At 41.6% G+C, this 19,378-nt stretch carries 13 protein-coding genes; 2 read left to right on the forward strand and 11 right to left on the reverse strand.

Features of this window, described 5'->3' with window-relative positions:
* Window positions 1–15: 15 nt before the first annotated feature.
* Together dnaK and grpE are read right to left on the reverse strand one after the other, a co-directional pair.
* Window positions 16–1,959, reverse strand: coding sequence for a molecular chaperone DnaK (dnaK, locus tag AC0J5Y_RS12350; protein WP_475130944.1), 1,944 nt, complete (start codon window positions 1,957–1,959; stop codon window positions 16–18).
* Between the two features lie 294 nt (window positions 1,960–2,253).
* A complete protein-coding gene (gene grpE / locus AC0J5Y_RS12355) occupies window positions 2,254–2,868 on the reverse strand; it encodes a nucleotide exchange factor GrpE (RefSeq protein ID WP_475130945.1) in 615 nt (204 codons plus the stop codon).
* Window positions 2,869–3,293: 425 nt separating this feature from the next.
* Here grpE and AC0J5Y_RS12360 point away from each other — a divergent pair, with 425 nt between their 5' ends.
* On the forward strand, window positions 3,294–4,745 hold the full coding sequence (locus AC0J5Y_RS12360; protein ID WP_475130946.1) for an alpha/beta hydrolase: 1,452 nt from the start codon (window positions 3,294–3,296) through the stop codon (window positions 4,743–4,745).
* 32 nt (window positions 4,746–4,777) lie between these two features.
* Here AC0J5Y_RS12360 and AC0J5Y_RS12365 read toward each other — a convergent pair whose 3' ends face one another.
* The 9 genes from AC0J5Y_RS12365 to fmt all read right to left on the reverse strand — a co-directional run bounded on the left by AC0J5Y_RS12365 (window position 4,778) and on the right by fmt (window position 16,045).
* Entirely contained in the window at window positions 4,778–5,926 is a 1,149-nt protein-coding gene (locus AC0J5Y_RS12365) for a metallophosphoesterase (protein ID WP_475130947.1), read from the reverse strand.
* 80 nt (window positions 5,927–6,006) lie between these two features.
* Complete coding sequence (locus tag AC0J5Y_RS12370) at window positions 6,007–6,960, reverse strand: metallophosphoesterase (RefSeq protein WP_475130948.1); 954 nt, start codon at window positions 6,958–6,960, stop codon at window positions 6,007–6,009.
* A 323-nt stretch (window positions 6,961–7,283) separates the two neighbouring features.
* Window positions 7,284–8,255, reverse strand: a complete 972-nt coding sequence (locus AC0J5Y_RS12375) for a TIGR01777 family oxidoreductase (protein ID WP_475132170.1) — start codon at window positions 8,253–8,255, stop codon at window positions 7,284–7,286.
* A gap of 143 nt (window positions 8,256–8,398) precedes the next feature.
* On the reverse strand, window positions 8,399–9,043 hold the full coding sequence (locus AC0J5Y_RS12380; RefSeq protein WP_475130949.1) for an L-threonylcarbamoyladenylate synthase: 645 nt from the start codon (window positions 9,041–9,043) through the stop codon (window positions 8,399–8,401).
* Window positions 9,044–9,141: 98 nt separating this feature from the next.
* Window positions 9,142–10,365, reverse strand: a complete 1,224-nt coding sequence (gene dprA, locus AC0J5Y_RS12385) for a DNA-processing protein DprA (protein ID WP_475130950.1) — start codon at window positions 10,363–10,365, stop codon at window positions 9,142–9,144.
* 55 nt (window positions 10,366–10,420) lie between these two features.
* Window positions 10,421–11,518: a LysM peptidoglycan-binding domain-containing protein gene (locus AC0J5Y_RS12390; RefSeq protein WP_475130951.1), complete on the reverse strand. Its 1,098-nt coding sequence runs from the start codon at window positions 11,516–11,518 to the stop codon at window positions 10,421–10,423.
* A 336-nt stretch (window positions 11,519–11,854) separates the two neighbouring features.
* Window positions 11,855–13,276, reverse strand: coding sequence for a threonine synthase (gene thrC / locus AC0J5Y_RS12395; protein WP_475130952.1), 1,422 nt, complete (start codon window positions 13,274–13,276; stop codon window positions 11,855–11,857).
* A gap of 41 nt (window positions 13,277–13,317) precedes the next feature.
* On the reverse strand, window positions 13,318–14,889 hold the full coding sequence (locus AC0J5Y_RS12400) for a transcription antitermination factor NusB (protein WP_475130953.1): 1,572 nt from the start codon (window positions 14,887–14,889) through the stop codon (window positions 13,318–13,320).
* A 70-nt stretch (window positions 14,890–14,959) separates the two neighbouring features.
* Entirely contained in the window at window positions 14,960–16,045 is a 1,086-nt protein-coding gene (gene fmt / locus AC0J5Y_RS12405) for a methionyl-tRNA formyltransferase (protein ID WP_475130954.1), read from the reverse strand.
* Window positions 16,046–16,320: 275 nt separating this feature from the next.
* Here fmt and AC0J5Y_RS12410 point away from each other — a divergent pair, with 275 nt between their 5' ends.
* Window positions 16,321–19,251, forward strand: a complete 2,931-nt coding sequence (locus AC0J5Y_RS12410) for a response regulator (RefSeq protein ID WP_475130955.1) — start codon at window positions 16,321–16,323, stop codon at window positions 19,249–19,251.
* Window positions 19,252–19,378: the final 127 nt, after the last annotated feature.

The raw sequence follows: 19,378 nt of genomic DNA on the forward strand, positions 1-19,378 counted from the left end.
TGCTTAGTAGTAGAATTATTTTTTATCGTCTTCTACTTCAGTGAACTCAGCATCGACCACATTGTCATCTGTTTGATTGCTTTCGCTAGCGTTATCCGCACCTTGTTGGAACTGGTTTGGATCCATACCTTCGCTACCTGCGCCTGCATCAGCATAAATCTTCTGGCTAACTGGCAAGAAGGCGTTGTCTAATGCTTCAAGCTTAGCTTTAATCTCTTCATGATCATCTTCTTTCGCCGCTGCTTCAAGCTCAGAGATAGCTGTTTCTACTGATGATTTTTCATCGTCAGATACTTTATCTGCGGCATCTTTTAGCGCTTTTTGTACCGCATGGATACGACCATCCGCTTCGTTACGCACTTGCGCAAGATTAGCGAATTTCTCGTCCTCAGCAGCATTGGCTTCAGCATCACGAATCATTTGTTCAACTTCTTCGTCCGACAAACCAGAATCCGCTTTAATTTGGATACTTTGTGCTTTACCAGTACCTTTATCAGTCGCTGAGATATTCATGATACCGTCAGCGTTAATGTCAAAGCTCACCTCGATTTGTGGCAAACCACGTGGTGCTGGTGGAATATCCGTTAAATCAAAACGACCAAGCTGTTTATTTTGGTTCGCAATTTTACGCTCACCTTGATAAACCTGAATACTAACTGCTGGTTGGTTATCTTCAGCCGTTGAGAATACCTGTGATTTCTTAGTCGGAATCATGGTATTTTTCTCAATGATTGGCGTCAAGATACCACCCATCGTTTCAATACCAAGCGTCAACGGTGTTACATCAAGTAGCAATACGTCAGTTTTTTCACCAGACAATACTGCGCCTTGAATGGCTGCACCGGCTGCGACTGCTTCATCAGGGTTCACGTCTTTACGTGGCTCTTGACCGAAGAACTCTTGTACTTTTTGCTGTACCAATGGCATACGAGTCTGACCACCAACTAAGATAACATCGTCGATATCGCCGATTTTTATACCCGCATCTTCAAGGGCAATCTTACAAGGACCCATGGTACGTTGTACCAATTCTTCAGTTAAGCTCTCAAGTTTTGAGCGACTGATAGTCACAACCAAATGCTTAGGACCACTGCTATCAGCAGTGATATACGGCAAGTTTACTTCAGTACTTTGGGCACTTGATAGCTCAATTTTTGCTTTTTCTGCGGCTTCTTTTAGACGCTGCATCGCAAGAGAATCACCTTTTAGGTTCACATCTTGGTCTTTTTTGAATTCAGCAACTAAAAAGTCAATCAACGCTGAGTCAAAATCTTCACCACCAAGGAATGTATCACCGTTGGTCGCTAGTACTTCAAACTGCTGCTCGCCATCAACGTCAGCGATTTCGATGATTGATACGTCAAAGGTACCACCACCTAAGTCATAAACTGCAACAGTGCTATCGCCTTGCTTTTTGTCCATACCATAAGCAAGAGCAGCAGCAGTTGGTTCGTTGATGATGCGTTTTACATCAAGACCCGCAATTTTACCGGCATCTTTAGTTGCTTGACGCTGTGAATCATTAAAGTAAGCAGGTACAGTAACGACGGCTTCAGTAACGGCTTCACCAAGATAATCTTCGGCTGTTTTTTTCATTTTTTTCAGGATTTCCGCAGAAACCTGTGGTGGTGCCAGTTTTTTGCCGTTGATTTCAACCCATGCATCACCGTTATCTGCTTTAGCGATTTTATAAGGCACCATACCAATGTCTTTTTGCACGATTTTGTCATCAAAACGACGACCAATCAAACGTTTGATAGCAAAAAGCGTATTGTTTGGGTTGGTAACCGCTTGACGCTTGGCTGACTGACCAACAAGGATCTCGTCATCTTTATAAGCAACAATCGATGGTGTGGTACGAGTACCTTCAGCGTTTTCGATGATTTTGACTTTATCACCTTCCATTACTGCGACACATGAGTTGGTAGTACCTAAATCAATACCAATGACTTTACCCATAATGAATTGCTCCTAATTTATTTTTAAATAAGATTTTATTTCATCAGACCGTCGATCACTAGATCGTAGTCGTTCACTTGTTGCTTTATATCGGTTTACTTATGTATTTTTTCAAGTCGATAGCCCTGCAAATAATGCCTTTTGTGTGATTTTTTGTGAAAACCCTCACTAATAATAAGGTTTAGCACAGTTAAAGACTGAATATCTTTTGTCTATATACTCTATAAACATCTAGGACTACATTGGCGACGTTATATGCTTAACATACTACTGCTTGAGCGCCTGTCCTACTTACTACTGACCGACACGTACCATCGCCGGACGTAATAAACGACCATTTAAGCTATAGCCTTTTTGCAAGACTGTACCAACAGTATCGGCTGGCGCATCAGCGTCAATACCGACCGCTTCATGAAAATCAGCGTTGAATTTTTCGCCTTGTGGCTCGACCGCTTCGACGCCATTTTTGTTCAGCACATCTAGCAATGCTTTATGTGTCAGTCTCACGCCTTCAGTCACAGGATCATCTGCATTGGCGTTTTCAATCGCACGCTCCAAATTGTCCACCACCTCCAAAAGCTCTTTGGCAAATTTCTGTAGTGCAAAACGTTTGCTCTTATCCGCCTCTTGCTCCATACGCTTTTGCGCATTGTAAGTTTCGGCATTGGCACGAGCGGTACTTTCTTTAGCTTGTTTAACCTCGCCTTCTAGCTCAGCGATACGGGCTCTAAAAGTTTCAAGATCAATATCGTTTTCGATGACACTTTCTTCACCAGCATTATTTTGTGGGTCAAATTCTTTTAAGGTCTCTTCTAAGATGCTCTCATCGTGTGCCACGTTGTCATGTGAGACATTGTTATGCGAAACATCTTGATCGATCGATTCGTGGTTGTTATTTTGCGCGCTCATGATAACTCCTTGATAGTGTCATAATTTAATAGTGTCATAATTCAATAGCTGCTTGATAAAGGTTGTGAAGGCAAATTTCAAGCCCAATGCAAGGAATTTTTCTCACCAATAAAAAACACTATGCAAATAAAGAAGAAACAGCCGGATATCCATCAATTTTGCATACACATTGCTGATCTTTATTAACCATAAATATGTAGTTACGCCAACAAAAGGTACAAAAAGTCGTCATTTATTCCCAATCCTTTACGCTTTGTACCCAAACTATTACCAAAGACTACCCAACTTAATTTTTGATTATTTTATGATTGCTATAATCAAAATTGAATATATAACAGTCATTACACATCTGCCAGATGTCAGCAAAATACTAACAGTGAGTACTTACCCTTAATAAGCACTCACCATGATTTTTAAGAGGTGTTATGTCTAGTTCAACAGTACTATCAGTCAACACCTTACTCAATAAAGCGGTGAAGACCTTAAATCTTATGTCATTTGGACAAGATAAGAACCCTAAAAGCACTGATATCAATGTATCAGCTGAAATAATGTATATAGAAGAGAATTTCTTACAAGATAGTCGCAGGGATAAAGGCGTATCTATTAAAGAAAAGATACTCAAGCACCAGCTGACGACTAACTATCAACCGCATCTACTGCACTATGCTATAAAAAGCTTTGGCTGCTTACCGACGCCGATTCTTGAGAGTTTGATAAAGTATTTAGATGGACCTACTTCAAAGCAATATTTGCATGTTGATGCCCATCTGCGCTTAATACTTGCGGTCAATAGCAAGCTAAAAACGCCTTTGCAGCTGATAGAGATGTCTGAGCTGCGTAAACGCTTTGCAACAGATGCGGTCGCTATGCAAGCACCAAAAGTATGGCAGCAGGCGTCTGACAACTTGCTTAGCAATTTGAAACAGTTTCATAAAAAAGGTGATAGCGTTATCAGTTGGCAAGATAGAACGATTGCCAATGCCGACGACGGTGATATGACCATTCGCTGTTATCAAAATAGGACCTCTGATAATGGTTTTGGCTTTAAAAAAGAGTACACCAGTAATCCTGATGAGACCGTGCTATTGTTTTTTCACGGTGGTGGATTTTGTATTGGTGACCTTAATACCCATCATGAATTTTGTCATGCCATTTGTGAGCAGACGGGTTGGCCTATCATTAGTGTTGATTATCGCTTAGCACCTGAACACCCTGCCCCTGCTGCCGTAAGAGACTGTATCAGTGCCTATGCTTGGTTAGCTGAACATTGTGAAGAATTTGGTGCTTTGCCATCACGCATTGTATTAGCAGGTGATAGCGCAGGTGGTGGATTATCTACTTTGATGGCTCAGCAAATCATCACGCCAAATAAAGAGGCTTGGTTAGACCTAGGTGATGAAGGTCAAAAGACCTTTGATATATTACAAGGTTTACCACATCCTATGGCACAAATGCCCTTATATCCTGTGACCGATATTGAGACCGATTATCCAAGCTGGGAGTTATATGGTGAAGGTCTATTACTCGACCATGCTGATGTTGCCATTTTTGATGCCGCTTGTTTAGAAAATAGTCCGTTACCGCGCCAGCATATCCTGACGTCACCGATGCTTGGTAATAATCGACAGGTTTGCCCAAGTTATGTCGTTGCGGCAGAATTGGATGTCTTACGTGATGAAGCGTTTGCTTATGCCAATCAACTAAAGAGCTATGGTATAGCCGTACAAACCCATACGGTACTTGGCGCACCGCATGGATTTATTCATTTTATGAGCGTTCATCGAAGATTGGGGCAAGAAACTCAGCATATCATCATAGGGTTTGCTAATTTTGTGCGTGAAATCATAAAAACAAGAGCGCTATTGAGCGCTTAATTAGAATTTTAATATTTGAGTGCTTATTGACCTTAAATTTGAGTACCTATATTGGCACCTATAAGATTGATTATCCAAATCTCTGAGCGAGAGCCTAGTCGAAATGGTATCCCCCAAAATCCATAGCCTGAGGACACCACAAAATGTCCATTGCCAATGGCTTCATAGCCATAACCTAAACGGTTAATCACGCTGATAATAAAATTAACAGGGAATATTTGACCGTTATGGGTATGTCCTGATACTTGTAAATCTATTGGTAGTTGACTGTGTTCGATGATAGCGCTGGGTCTGTGATCTAAAAGAATTACGGGCTCAGCACTATTGACTTGTGCGAGCAACTCAGCCGTTGCGACGCGCTGACGCTTGTGATTATCAAAGCGTCCCATAAGCCAGACCACCTCTCCTTGATGGATGAATTGTGTTGCTTCATCATTTAATAACTGCACGCCCGCCGCGCGTAAAGAGTTGCTGATGGGCTGCTCATGACCATATAAATCATGATTACCTAACGTCGCATAGACACCATATGGCAAACTGGCGACAAGTTTTGCCAAGCTATCTTTCATATTATAAGTATTAAATGCCTGTGTATTGTCATCCATGATATCGCCTGGCATCAATAAGACATCTGCTTGATACTTGCTTAGCATGATATGCAGCCGCTCAATAGCTTTATTACCAAATAGCCGACCTAAATGTAAATCACTAGCGACTGCGATACGCAATGGATTGTTTAAAGGTTTATGAATATGAATCGACAGCTCACGCACAACAGGTATATAAGCGCTATATAAAGCATATGCAAACAGCCCTATAAAAAACAGCAGCGCAAAAATGCGTAATCCAGCAGCAATTATCTCTGAATGGTCAAGCATACTATCAAGCAAGGGGATTAAAAGCCAAGACCCTGCATACAATATACCAGTCGCTACCGCAGTCAGCATCATGAAATGCATCACCAACATCCAACCACTCATCCAGCGATAGCTATTAGAAAATAGCTTGGTAACGCTTAGTAATAATAGAACATGCGTGATTAAAAACACCCCTATCCATACCGTAATCGATGTAGTTGTCGAATCTATCCAAGGCTGAAGCCACCACTGCAAGCTGAGCGCTGCACCCGTGCTAAAAAGCTCTAGCAGCACAATAATGGTGAGAATAAAGGCGTAACGCATGAGCAAATCCTTGAGCGGGGTTTAAGCACTGTGTTTTTATTCTGAGCTAAATTCATTTAATCACAATATATTGAAGCGCATTAGGTCGGTTGTAAAGTAATCAACCAAATCTCAGAGCGCGTCCCTAGCCTAAATGGCACTGCTCCAATACCATAGCCTGAAGTGACCAAAAACTGGCTACCATTTACTGCTTTAAAGCCATAAACCAAAGGCGTAAACCATTTTAATAAAACGGTCAAAGGAAATATTTGACCGCCATGAGTATGACCTGATAAATGTAAATCAACCGGTAAGTCCTTTATTTCTGCTAAAGCCTCAGGGCTATGCTCCAAAAACAGCACTGGTTTATCAGTTTGAATATCACCCATCAAATCTGCTGCAGCAGGACGCTTAGGGTCTGTTGCATCTGAACGCCCAACCAGCAGTACCGCGTCATCCAACCATACGCTTTTATTATCAATCACCTGTATGCCGGCACGCTCAATCGCTTCGGCAATCGCAATCTCATTACCAGAGTAATCATGATTACCCAAAGTTGCATAAACGCCAAGTGGCGCTCTTAATTTTGATAAATGCTCATGCATATTGGTTTTATCATAAGCATCAGTAGAGTCGTTCATGACGTCACCAGCGATAAGCACCACATCAGGATTTTGCCCATCTATTAGCGCAACCATTTTATCTATCTGCTGATTACCAAACCATCTACCCAAATGGGTATCAGAAACTAAGGCGATTCTCATCGGTTTGACTAAGTTTTTGTCCGTTTTTACCGTTAAATGATGAATGACTGGAGAGTAGGCATTAAATACTGCCAAGCTTATAATTCCCGTATAAACAGCGACTGCAAACGCGCGAATAGATACGTTATTGAGCTTCCGTTTAAAAACCTGAGTATAAATAATAGCAATGATAGCGGTGACCAAACCAGCATACACCATAAAGCCTTGCAAAATACTGGCGGACAGATAGACATGAAAGCGCTCTCGCCAAAACTCACTCAACCCGTAGATAAGAAAAGTATTATTAATCACAAAAATACTAAGGACTAAACTTATACGACTAAAGCGAGATTTTGGTTTGATTAACCACCAAAATATCATACTCGTCATAAACGCCAGTAGTTGCGTACCTATTATAGAAAGCCACATAACAAAATTTAACCAGCCAAAGACGCACGTATAGTACGTCAATATTCTTACCTGTTGAAGACAGAGTTTTTGTTTATTGAAACCTGAAACTATTTATGTTCTTGTCCCTTTATAAAAACTAAAAAGCGGATTGTTTCACATGGAACAATCCGCTTTTTAGCTTATGAACTAGCTATAGCAACTACTATCTATTGTGGCAAACCTGCTTATTTTATTTCTTGTTGTTCCAAGGCTTCTTTAAGTGTTTGATGTTTAAACTCAAACCCAGCATCAAGCAATGCTTTCGGCAATACCTTCTGTCCATCAATAAGCAGTGTCGACATCTCACCAAACATCAGCTTAAGTAAAAACTCTGGCAAAGTAAAAAAGGTCGGACGATGTAGCCAAGCACCTAATGTTTTGGTAAAAACATGATTGGTCACGGGGGTTGGCGCGGTCAAATTATAAATTTTTACATCTTTATTGCTTGCGGTATGGCGAGCAGTCTGTGCATCCTCATTAACTTGATAAGCACTATTATTAAGGTGCTGCTCTATAATAAATATCACGGCTGCCACCCAATCATCACGGCTGATCCAGCTCATGATTTGTCGACCATTACCCAGCTGCCCTCCAACGCCCATTTTAAAAGGGATCAAAAGCTTGCTAAGCATACCGCCTGTAGGATGGATGACCACACCCGTACGCACAAGCGCCACTGGCACGCCTGAGTCAGTCGCTTGTCGCGCCAATTGCTCCCAGTCATCACATAGCTGATGGGCAAAATCTGTCTGAAAACCACTGCTCTCAGTCAAGGATTTATCGCCTTGATTGCCATACCAACCAATCGCGGAACCACTGATGAGCAATTTTGGCTTTACATGACTGCGGGCAACAAATGCCAGTATATCTTTTGTCGGCTTCATTCGACTGGCTAGCAATTGCTCTTTACGATCGTCACTCCAGCGCGCATCCGCAATACCTGCACCCGCTAGATTTAAAATCACATCAAAGTCTGCATCTGAATTTGCAAGTTCATCATAGGTTATCATTGTGACATCACTAGGATGTGCTTGATTACCATCACGGGTCAACCAAGTAATCTGTAACTCTTTTCCCATCTGTTGGTAGCGCATCAAGAGCTCTTGGCTAAAAGCACTACCCAAAAATCCCGAACCACCGCTAATTAGAATATACATCACTTATTATCCTTATTATTAATTGTGTTCTCATCAGTGTGACAAAAGGCCCACTATGAAAACAAGGGGACAAGTGTAGACGTTATGGCTGAGTAATGAGAAGCAGAGATAGTTATACGAAATTTTGGCTATTAAATATTAAACTATCGAATAACTTGCCCTGTCAATGCATCGCCTATTTGGCTTGGTAACTGATAACCCAAGGTTTCACCTTGAATATAGCCAACAATCTCATTCGAGTTTTCATTGTGATTTAAAAAATAACCTTTCGCTTCGCTGAGTGACAGTGCAGGAAGATGACCTGATGGGTTGCAACTTGTCGAGACGACAAAACCGTAAGGATTGCTGGCTGATACCATCTGCGCGCACAGTTGCTTAATCAAAGAATGGTCAATAACACGTACGGCAACACTATCATGAGCCCCAGTAATCCATGATGGAATAGTAACCGGTAGATTTTTTGGAATAGGTAGTAGCCAAGTATGCGCTTGTTTGGCAGTAGTGTCTTTCGAACCAGTTTGCCAGCTATCAAGCACCCTTTGACGTTGGTCAATACTTAAACCTTCTAGCAGAGCCTTAATGCGGCTGGGACTGTCAGTGACCACAATCATTCCCTTCTCTATTGGGCGCTGCTTGATAGCAAGTAGCCGCATGACTGCTTGCTTATTGAATGGGTCACAACCAATGCCCCATACACTTTCGGTTGGGTACGCGAGCAGCTGCCCTTTTTTAAGCCAAGTAGCCGCTTGAATAGTAGAGTCAGTAATAAGGGATGTAGATAAGGACATAAATAATGCCTTTAGAACAAAGAGAATGAAAAGAAATAGCATAAATTTATTTTACAAAAAATGCAGTGCTGCAAGTATATTTAAAAATATCAGTATAATTAAATACGTAAATAGCGTCCACCTTGGACCGTCACTGCGCCCAATAGCTCTAGCTCCATCAACTGCCCAATCAATTGTGCGGGCACAAGATCAGTCACAAGGATAAGTGCATCCAAATCTTGACCATGCCAGTCCAACTTTTCAAACAAGGTGGTTAGATGCTCAGGCACAGTAATACTAGGCGCTGGCGTCATTTCCCGAGGTTTTACTGTTGTTTCAATGGTAGCAGACTGATTAAATACTGACTTATCAAGCCTCTGTGCTTTTGAATTATGATCAAGTTGATGCTGCTGAGACTGGCTTGGCAATTGCACATTGATATCATCCAATACTTGCTGAGGATGATAAACCAAGGTCGCACCCTCACGTATCAAATGATGGCACCCCTCAGCATTACTATTGTCTATATGACTTGGAATCGCAAAAACTTGCTTACCTTGCTCGGATGTGAGGCGCGCAGTAATAAGCGAGCCACTTTTAATCGTTGCCTCAGTGACGATGGTCGCAAGGCTCAACCCTGCAACCAAGCGGTTGCGACGTGGAAAAGTATGCTTATGTGGTAGCGTATGCGGTAATAGTTCACTGATGATACAACCACCTTGCTCAATAATTTGGCTAAACAGACGATCATGATGATTGGGATAATTAACATCAATACCCGTGCCCATAACGCCAACTGTGCGACCTTGGCACGCTACATCGGTCTGTGCCAATGCGCCAAGATGGGCACGTTTATCCACACCAATGGCAAGTCCACTAGTAATGACGTAGCCTGCTTGCGCAAGATACTGTGCCATATCAAAGGTAATTTTTTGTGCGTGTGCCGACGGCTTGCGACTGCCAACAATAGCGATTTGCGCCCAACACAGCAATTCACTATTACCTCGATAAAATAACAGCGGCGGCGGATCGTAGATTTCTAACAATTGAGCAGGATAACTAGGTTGGTCGGCAAATAATAGACCGTACTTTTCTTCTATCAATGCTTGTTGAATGGTATCGATACTGGCGCGCGTTTTCTCTGGATGTCCATGCCGTATCAAATGGCTATGATGAATCCCTAATTGACGCCACGACTCTACGCCAGCTTGCCATGCAAGCTGCGCACTATCATAGTTATGAATGAGTTTATGATAAGATGATAATGACGCATTTAACTCAAACCACAGCGCCAGTACTGCACGCTGCTCATCTGATAAAGTAAAAGTGGCTACCGTCATCATCGTATGACTCTATATAGGCTTATTTAGGATCTGCTCACTAAAACTTGAGGCAGCGTTATAAATAAGGAGGTGGCAACAGCTGATCACCAACGCTCAGTGGCAGCTCAGACTCAAGCACATAAGCATAGCTGATATTGTCAAAACTATTGAACACCATCACCATACCGCTTGGCTCACTCGGCAAACGTACCGGTGTATCATTGTCCTTGATATCACGTATGACTGCGCCTTTTTGATAAACAGTCAACACATCACCCGGCTTCGCACCATGTATGCGACCCAAGTTAATTGCCACTACACTACCTTTGGCAGCTGAGCTGATAGAATCCATCACACGAACAATCATACCACCGCGATTAACGGTTGCAGGCGTCGGATAAAAGACTGGTGGGATAGCATTATCAAGCTCAACAAATACTCGATCGCCTTCACGCACTTCTTTACCGTAACTGTCAATAAGCTGCAAGCTCGTCACGCCATTGGTTGCCGTAGACGTAACCAATCCCGTTGCCACTTGTGTGGCTTCTAAACCAATGACTTTTTGCGTTTTTGGCTCGATATACATCTCGCCTTCACGGTAGATACCATAACGTTGACCTACAAGCAGTGGCACGCCTTTGGCATAGACCTTGTCACCACTGGCGGTGATTAAATTGCCTTTTTTAGAGGCTAGAATATAAGGCGTGGTATTAAAATCTTGCGGATTGACAATTAGTGTCTTATCAAGCCAATGCTGAATGGCAGACCAAGGAATCGGCGGAATGCTATTGACAGCAGAGGTAACAGCGACTGTCGTAGTCACCACATTGCCTGTTAACTGTTTTTCAATCCCTGCACAACCCTCGCCCGTATCAACGCCGATCAGAGTTTTACCTTGTATGACGCATAAAATCAAAACATCATTAGGATAAATAAGATGAGGGTTTTTGATTTGCTTATTGGTCGCCCAAATCTCTTTCCAGCGCCATGGACTATCCAAATAACGTCCTGAAATATCCCACAAAGTATCGCCTTTTTTGACAATATAGCGATTGGGCGCATCTGCTTTAATGGTCGGCGGCGGATTGTTAGCGTGGGCGGTGCTCATCAGCATTGCACCACTAAAGGTTGTCACCAATAGCGCTTTTACGATGTTTTTTAAGCTCATCTTCATGGTTATATCCACAATATGTAACGCTGATAGCGCTATAATCAAGGCTACTTAAGTTGACTTATTTTACCTTCATTTAAAAATAATAATAAAGAATTTAGGGAAAATAAAGACTTATAGTGCCTTATCATAGCGTCTATAGAGCAGCTATTCAGTGTTAATGACTGATATGAGTGACAGATATGATTGTTAAAAAAGCGTCTGGTAAACCGATGACCTACTGACGCGATTTCTAATATTACAATTATATCCACCATAACACAATCATAAACACTTTTTTACAATAGCGTAACCTTGGATTGTACATTCATTTTAAAAATTGGCTAAAAATAAAATCAACTAGCCATGATTTGGCGTGACCTGTTGACGGATTTGCTCAGCAACCAACTCAGCATCATTATCAAGCACCACCACATGTTGCGGTAAACCCTCTAAACCTTGGGTATGGGCTGGACGAGCAATATTTATTTGACCTATTGCTTCAACGATCGTATCAGCAAATTTAACGGGTAACGCTGTTTCGGCACAAACAATCACTTCACCTTCGCGCTGTAATTCTTTAGCAACTTTGATGCCATCAGCAGTGTGCGGATCAACCAACTCTCCATGCTGCTCATAAAGTATTTTGATGGTTTGCAGGCGGTCGCTATGGGTAGATTTGCCCGCAGCAAAGCCATAACGAGTATTAACCGCCTCCATCAAATCAGGCAAATCAAAACCTTGACCAGATTTCACACCTTCAAATAATTCATGGACGCGCGCGCTATCTTTATCTAATAGCAAATAAACAAAACGCTCAAAGTTAGAAGCTTTAGAGATATCCATTGAAGGGCTGGATGTAATATAAGTTTTGGCAGTCGGACGCGGCTGATAAGCCCCTTGATTAAAGAAATCATTTAATACGTCGTTTTCGTTGGTCGCGACGATTAAACGATCAACTGGCAGACCCATTTCACGTGCAATGTGACCGGCACAAATATTACCAAAGTTGCCTGATGGTACGCTAAAACTAACCTTTTCGTCGTTACTTGAAGTCACGGCAAAGTAGGCTTTAAAATAATAAACAATTTGCGCTAGGATACGACCCCAGTTAATCGAGTTAACTGTACCTAAGTTATAAGCCGCTTTGAAATCAGCATCTTGTTGTAGCGCTTTGACAATATCTTGGCAATCATCAAACATGCCGTCGATGGCAATATTATGGATGTTTTTATCAGTCAGGCTATACATCTGCGCGCGCTGGAATTCACTCATTTTGCCATGCGGTGACAGCATAAAGACTTCGATATTCTCTTTGCCGCGCAGTGCATATTCTGCCGCACTGCCTGTATCGCCACTAGTGGCACCAATAATAGTAATACGCGCGTCTTTTCTTTTCAGCACATATTCAAAGGCGTTGCCTAAGAACTGCATAGCAACATCTTTAAATGCCAGCGTTGGGCCGTTTGATAAGCCTAAAATGTATAAATTATCTTCAAGTTTGCGGACAGGAACGATCTCATCAGAGCCAAATATCTCAGCAGTATACGTGCGCTCAATGATATCTTGCAAATCAGCCGCAGGAATATCGGTAGCAAAGTGCTGCATAATCGCCATCGCCAGCTGTGGATAGCTCAGCGCGCGCCATTCAGTCAGCGTTGCACTATCAATATTCGGATAATGCTCAGGCAACATCAAACCACCGTCTGGCGCAAGACCCATTAATAACACATCACTAAAATCCATCGGCGCTGTCTGACCACGGGTACTGATATATTTCATTAGATTGTCCTGTCTACAATGAGATGATTAATTAAAACAGTTTATTCAGCAGTTTTTTGCAGCAAGGCATAATAAAAGCCATCGCCACTCTCGCTATCTATTGGCAAGCACTGACGACCAATAGCTTGCGCAATACCCCAATTACAATCGTCGCTAAATTCAACGGCTGCTACATTATTATAGTAAGTCATGAAATCCTGCATTTGCTCGACGTTTTCTTGCTTTAAGATAGAGCAAGTAACATATAACAGATACCCACCAACTTTAAGTTGTGGCCATAGATTATGCAAGATATCGGCTTGTAGCAATGCCGTTTGCTCGACGTCTTCTTCAGTACGCAATATACTGATATCAGGATGACGACGAATCACGCCAGTCGCTGTACAAGGTGAATCTAATAATATAGCGTCAAATACGAGTTTGCTTTTTTTCTTACCAGCCCCTTGCCATGTAGTGGCGTCAGCACAGACAATATTAAGCTCGATATTTTTCTCAGCTTGCTGCAAGTCGTGCTGACTTAAATTTAAGCGCTGTAAATTAGTATAAATACGCTCGATACGCGGCGCTTCATTATCTATCGCAGTAACCTTCACTTTTGAAACCACAGGTACTGATTCATCGTTTTGTTTCACGTGAAACAACGACGACTCATTTGAGCTAATTATTTCTAACCAATGAGCAAGCTTACCACCCGGTGCGGCACAAGCATCTAAAATATGGATCTCGTTACTATTGGTCTCTGTATCAACGTCTGCAGCATCGTTTTTAATATTCAGCTTATTGAGTAGCGCGTTATGGATAAGCGGCGCTGCAAGCTGAGCATGCATATCTTGTACACTAGCAGCCCCTTCAGCGAATTGCGGCAAGGCATTGACTGCGGTACTTTGATGTAGTCTTAACCCTTTGGTTAATATGCTATTAGATGTGGCTGTATCTGACGAGTGGAGTAAGTTAAAACCACTCGTTAACTCAACTAAGTCTGCTTCAATTTCAAATTCTACCAATGCTTGCTGATAATCTTCTACCGAGGTAACCGCTGTATTCACTCGTAAAAACATCGGCGCGGGTTGACGTAAACCCTGCATCAGAACATCATACTGCTCACTCCAGTCTTGCTTGAGCTGGTAAGCAAGCCAATTAGGTAAGCTGTGTTTTTTATCACACTTCTTACGGAACTTACTTGGGTTCTTAGCAACTTTACGCAAGATGGCGTTGATTAAACCCGTCGCATGTGCAAACTCAATTTCTTTTGCTGCTTCAACCGTTTCGTGAATCGCCGCATGATCAGCCACTTGCAAATAGAGCAGCTGTGTCAAACCTACTTGAATAGTCGTACGTACTTCTTTTTCATCAATAGGGTTATCAGCCAGACTATCTAACAGTCGCTCGAGCGCATACCATTGACGCAACGTTGTTAGCAGCAACGCATGAGCAAAACCTTTATCGCCGTCATGTAAACTGTTTAATAGCGGATCAAGGACACTTGCTAGCGATTGTCCATTTTGAATCGCCAGTAAAGTACGAATTACACGAACGCGAACGCTACCATTCATGATAAGGTTGCTTGAAGGTTTGAGCTTATTGTTTCTTGGCGCAGTACTGGTTTGTCTCATTAAATTGAATTTCCTTGACGTCTAATGGTTAGCGTCTTTTGCGATTTGGGTTATGTATATCTAGATGAAATTATTTTGTCTCTTTATGGAACTGATCGCCATCATTGAGCTGATTGCCATGACAAATTTGTTCGGCGCTCATAGGCTTGCTACCTGCAAACTGTAGCTGAGTAATAGCTAAAGTGCTGGCTTCCGGTTTTTCAACACCATTATCAGTATTACTGTCATGACCACAAGCGACTAAGATTGCCTTGCGCCCAACACTAATGACCGTCCCTGCTGACTTATCGGTTGGCTGCGCTGTGTTTACAGGCAAGCTAGCTAAAACCTTAACACGCTGACCTGCCAAAAAGGTATAAGTACCTGGCCATGGGGTCAAGCCGCGAATTTGTCGTTCTATCAGAGTAGCTGACTGCGTCCAATCAATTTCACCTTCAGTTTTGATAAGTTTTTCAGCATAATTGGCTTGACTGTCATCTTGAGGTACAGCCTGAGCTTGATAGTGTGGTAAATCTTGTAACACAGTAATAATGGCGGTCGCACCAAGCTCAGCCATTTTATCATGAAGGCTGGCAGCCGTATCATCCGACTCAATAGGAGCACTGACTTTATAAAGCATATCGCCAGTATCCAGCCCCTTATCCATCTGCATAATAGTAATGCCAGTCTCATCATCACCAGCCAATAGCGCACGGTGAATAGGTGCTGCACCTCGCCAACGTGGCAATAATGAGGCGTGGATGTTTAAGCAACCATAAGTCGGCGTATTCAAGACACCAATAGGAAGAATCAAACCATAAGCCGCGACAATCATCACATCGGGCTGATAGTCTTGCAAAGTTTGCCTTGCTGTCATCCCTTCTATACTTGATTTTTTAAAGGTCTCTGGCTGCTCAATAGCGATATTATGTGCCAATGCTACTTGCTTGACCGCAGATGCCGCCAGCTTTTGTCCGCGTCCGGCTTTACGATCAGGCTGACTATAGACAGCGACAATATCGATATTTAAGGCTTGTTGCTGCTTGATTAATACTTCAAGACTCAGCGCAGCAAACTCAGGCGTGCCAGCAAATACCACTCTTAACGGCTCTGTACGCGTCGGTTTAAAGTTATCATTATTAAGAGAGACATCAGGAGTACAAGCAATTATGGTCATAGTTTAGGCAATATTAATAAGTAATAAAGCTATTATAGGTGAGTTTGTGGCGTTGTGCCATGATTGTAATAGCCACAATCAAGCGCTACTAATGCATCTGATTATCTTTATAATAGCAATAAGACTGAGTCTCATTTTTTACATTGTCATATACTAGCTATCAATATTGTTTATTGCTTTGTTGTAGGCTAATAATAAAGAATATAGCAGTAAAATCTAACGAAACCATTTTAAATTTACTGTGTATTATTATGCCGAATTAGGGTCATGCCTTTATGCCACACTTTCAGTCTCTACAACGCCTGTTGGCTTTCTATACTTTGACATTATTTGCCATGTTGTCATTGTATTATTTCATCATGTTTCATGAGATGAAGAATGCTAGCAAGCAGCACAGTGTAGAGACGTTTCATACCTTGCAGTATCAGATTTCCGAGATTAGCAATCCTATAAACCCTGCCGTTAAAAAGATAATGGAGAAGCCTTTTTTGGCAGGAATCAGTTATCAGCTAATTTTTATGATGCCCTCTGGTGAGACCTATATCTACCATCAAACTGAAGCTGATGAACGTGAATTTACGGGGATAATGTTTTCAAGCATTGAGACTTCGCTATTGTCAAATAAGAATACTCATAGCACCTATACGTTATCCAACGATAAACTGATCGGAACCATTGAGCTTAAAAGCGGTCATAAACTATATACCGTTTTGCGTCATAAGCCGATCAATATTAACTGGGTATCTTATCGCTATTGGTTGCCTTTAATGACCGCCATCATGTTTTTTACTTTGGCATTGCTATATGCACTAAAACGCCGTGCCAATTGGGTACAGTTACTGCTTTATACTGACAACTTAAGCAGTCATGCAAAAGAGGCATATACACCACCACCGTTTGTCAGCAAAGAATCTACGCCTGAATTTTTGCAATTGGGTCACGCACTTAGTCGTATTAACTATCAATTGCATAACAATCATCGTCATATTACCACTCTAAAGCATCGCCTAGAGCGTTTGGTTGATCACGCCCCACTACCGATGCTGATGGTTATGAGACACGGTGAAATTAGCTTCTTTAATCAACGTTTTGAACAAGTATTCTCTACTGCCTTTCAAAACGACAGCAATTATAAATTAACAGATTTTGTTTTTACTGAAGATGAATCCACCCAGTTACTGCTGCAACAACTAGCAAAACTTCGTGTTACACGTACACTTATGGTATATGGGCGGGCTAATAAAAAAGCTTATCAGCTACATATTACCCCGTGGTTTGGTGAGCATGGTCAGATTCACAGTTTTACCGTATTACTGAATAATGTAAATGATTTGATTAGCCAAAACGAACAGCTGCAGCAACAAAATATAGAAATACAGCGACAACTCGATGAATTTAATGCACTCAAATCCACTATGGGTCATGACTTACGGCTGCCATTAGAGGCTATGATTGATACTTTGGAGCCGATTGATACTAGCGTTTTGACTGTCAAAGAGCACCAGATTGTCAATACTCTGATTGAAACCAGTCATGCTATGCTCATTATGCTCAACGAGATGCTGGATATAGAGGAGATAGAAGTTCGAAAAACTCGTTTGAATATTGAAACTGTCGACATTTATAAAATAGGACAACAGGTCTGTCATTTGGTCACAAAAGATGCAAGACAACATGGGCTTGAGTTACTATACTTTTTCACTCCTGATTGCCCTCGCCTCATCGATGCCGACCATAAACGTTTGCATACAATCTTACGTAACTTACTGGATAACGCTATTAGATATACAAGTTCAGGTTACGTTGTACTGACGGTTGAAGCAGTGAATACAGAACAACTATCAGCCAAAAATACCCTTCTGATTAATGATTTAGTGAACGGTGCAACTAATAAATTAGTGCCTGATAATACCAACAAACAAATAAACCCAGCGCATGACTGGGTTCGCTTTAGTATCCAAGATAGTAGCATTGGCTTAGAGACAACCCAAAGAGATAAACTTCATAGTTATTTTAATCAAACAGCTCAACCAGAAAACACGCAATTAAACCAGTCGAGTTACTCACAAAAAGCTCGCCAAATTTATACTCAAGTCAGTCAAGCAGATGTAGGACTGACAACTGCTCATAGTTTTGCTAAATTATTGGGTGGTTTTATAGAGTTACACAGCACACCTGATGTTGGAACTACCTTTGATCTTTATCTGCCTTGCCAAAATCCAAACTATCAACCCATCTACCATCTCAATCAACAGTTAACGCGATTGCATCTTATTGCCATCATCAATCAGCCACTTGCCGCTGAGCATCTAAAACGCCTATGTACCCATTTATCTATAAAAGTCACTATTTTTATGTCTACTGATAGTGTGACCCTACAGCAACTCAACGACGAACTGATGCAAAACCAGCGTACACTCGCTCCAATATTGCTCCTCGACTACGATTATTATGAAAGCATTACGCTTGCTTTATCTCATCAATCAAAGATGAAAAATGAAAAAAGCATCCATACCAATATGGTAAAGGAACAAATAAAAGAAGATTATTTAGCAAATACGTTATCTAGTAATATTGACAAACAGAATACATTAAATCACTTATTGGCTAATATATCGCTACCAAAGATATTACTAAGTATGAAGTCTGAGCGCCGCATCGCTTCTATGCTACTGGATAGATGTGATGGATTTTTAACCAAGCCGTTAGATATGAATTTATTGCTCTCTGAGCTACTGCGCTTAACACTTCCTACCAGACAGATACTCATACAAGCAGCAGATATTAAGTATAACAACAGCGTTGTAGTGTCAGCAGATAATAACTCTAATGAAATCATCTCACCTCTGATTTTAGTGGTAGAAGACAGTCCTACCAATCAAAAAATTGCCTGCAAAATGCTCGCCAAACTTGGTTACCGTAGCGTGGTAGCAGAAGACGGTCAGCAAGCATTAGATGTACTGCAAGCGCAGCGTCAAGAGATTGATCTTATTCTGATGGATTGCCGGATGCCAGTGATGGATGGGTTGCAAGCAACTCAGGCAATTAGAGCGCAAGGCGATGATATTCCTATCGTTGCACTTACAGCGAACAATACTGAAGAAGACCGCTCAGCGTGCTTAAAGGTAGGCATGGATGAGTTTTTAGGCAAACCTATTAATAAGGATAAACTACAAGACGTCTTAACAGCACTAATTAAACCCTAAAAAATATTAATAAAACTCATAAAGGAGGTTAGTGATCACTTACAAAAAACCATACCAAAACAAGATATAGTTAAAATATTTCAAAAACGCTACAGTGCTGCTGGTATAAATTTTTTGCAGCCTCTGT

The organism is Psychrobacter sp. TS_SC_6 (assembly GCF_056156305.1).

What these genes read in the sequence shown, in the direction of transcription:
- dprA (WP_475130950.1), bottom strand. Translation starts at nt 10,365, where the DNA reads ATGATGACGGTAGCCACTTTTACTTTATCAGATGAGCAGCGTGCAGTA.
- grpE (WP_475130945.1), bottom strand. Translation starts at nt 2,868, where the DNA reads ATGAGCGCGCAAAATAACAACCACGAATCGATCGATCAAGATGTTTCG.
- fmt (WP_475130954.1), bottom strand. Translation starts at nt 16,045, where the DNA reads ATGACCATAATTGCTTGTACTCCTGATGTCTCTCTTAATAATGATAAC.
- AC0J5Y_RS12365 (WP_475130947.1), bottom strand. Translation starts at nt 5,926, where the DNA reads ATGCGTTACGCCTTTATTCTCACCATTATTGTGCTGCTAGAGCTTTTT.
- thrC (WP_475130952.1), bottom strand. Translation starts at nt 13,276, where the DNA reads ATGAAATATATCAGTACCCGTGGTCAGACAGCGCCGATGGATTTTAGT.
- AC0J5Y_RS12360 (WP_475130946.1), top strand. Translation starts at nt 3,294, where the DNA reads ATGTCTAGTTCAACAGTACTATCAGTCAACACCTTACTCAATAAAGCG.
- AC0J5Y_RS12375 (WP_475132170.1), bottom strand. Translation starts at nt 8,255, where the DNA reads ATGTATATTCTAATTAGCGGTGGTTCGGGATTTTTGGGTAGTGCTTTT.
- AC0J5Y_RS12390 (WP_475130951.1), bottom strand. Translation starts at nt 11,518, where the DNA reads ATGAAGATGAGCTTAAAAAACATCGTAAAAGCGCTATTGGTGACAACC.
- dnaK (WP_475130944.1), bottom strand. Translation starts at nt 1,959, where the DNA reads ATGGGTAAAGTCATTGGTATTGATTTAGGTACTACCAACTCATGTGTC.
- AC0J5Y_RS12380 (WP_475130949.1), bottom strand. Translation starts at nt 9,043, where the DNA reads ATGTCCTTATCTACATCCCTTATTACTGACTCTACTATTCAAGCGGCT.
- AC0J5Y_RS12410 (WP_475130955.1), top strand. Translation starts at nt 16,321, where the DNA reads ATGCCACACTTTCAGTCTCTACAACGCCTGTTGGCTTTCTATACTTTG.
- AC0J5Y_RS12400 (WP_475130953.1), bottom strand. Translation starts at nt 14,889, where the DNA reads ATGAGACAAACCAGTACTGCGCCAAGAAACAATAAGCTCAAACCTTCA.